Raw genomic sequence first — 693 nt, forward strand, 5'->3', positions numbered from 1 at the left:
CACTGAGCATACAGAGAAACTATGCGCATTCTCGGCATTGAAACCTCCTGTGATGAAACAGGAATCGCCATTTATGACGATGAAAAAGGCCTACTGGCCCATAAATTATATAGCCAAATTAAACTGCATGCCGATTACGGCGGTGTCGTGCCTGAGCTCGCTTCTCGTGACCACGTGAAAGAAAACCATTCCTCTTAATTAAAGAGGCGTTGAAAGAAGCCAATTTAACAGCAAAAGATATTGATGGTGTTGCTTACACGGCTGGGCCGGGTTTGGTTGGGGCACTATTGGTGGGGGCAACGATTGGTCGAAGCCTCGCTTACGCTTGGGGAGTGCCAGCTGTTCCGGTTCATCATATGGAAGGTCACTTGCTCGCACCTATGCTTGAAGACAACCCACCTCCGTTTCCATTTGTGGCGGTATTGGTCTCGGGTGGTCACTCGATGATGGTGGAAGTGAAAGGCATTGGTGAATACAAAATCCTAGGCGAATCCATTGATGATGCGGCGGGTGAAGCATTCGATAAGACGGCGAAGCTCATGGGCCTAGATTATCCAGSTGGGCCATTACTGTCTAAGTTGGCCGAAAAAGGGACGCCGGGTCGCTTTTAAGTTCCCGCGCCCGATGACCAATGTGCCCGGYTTGGACATGAGTTTCTCTGGCTTGAAAACCTTTACTGCCAATACCATCGCG

Annotated in this window: 1 pseudogene; it reads left to right on the forward strand. The window is 49.8% G+C overall.

The window, feature by feature from the left end:
• Positions 1–21: 21 nt before the first annotated feature.
• Positions 22–693 (forward strand): annotated as a pseudogene (gene tsaD, locus CIK04_RS25090) (tRNA (adenosine(37)-N6)-threonylcarbamoyltransferase complex transferase subunit TsaD); the annotation flags it as partial.

The organism is Vibrio sp. 03_296, assembly GCF_002265885.1.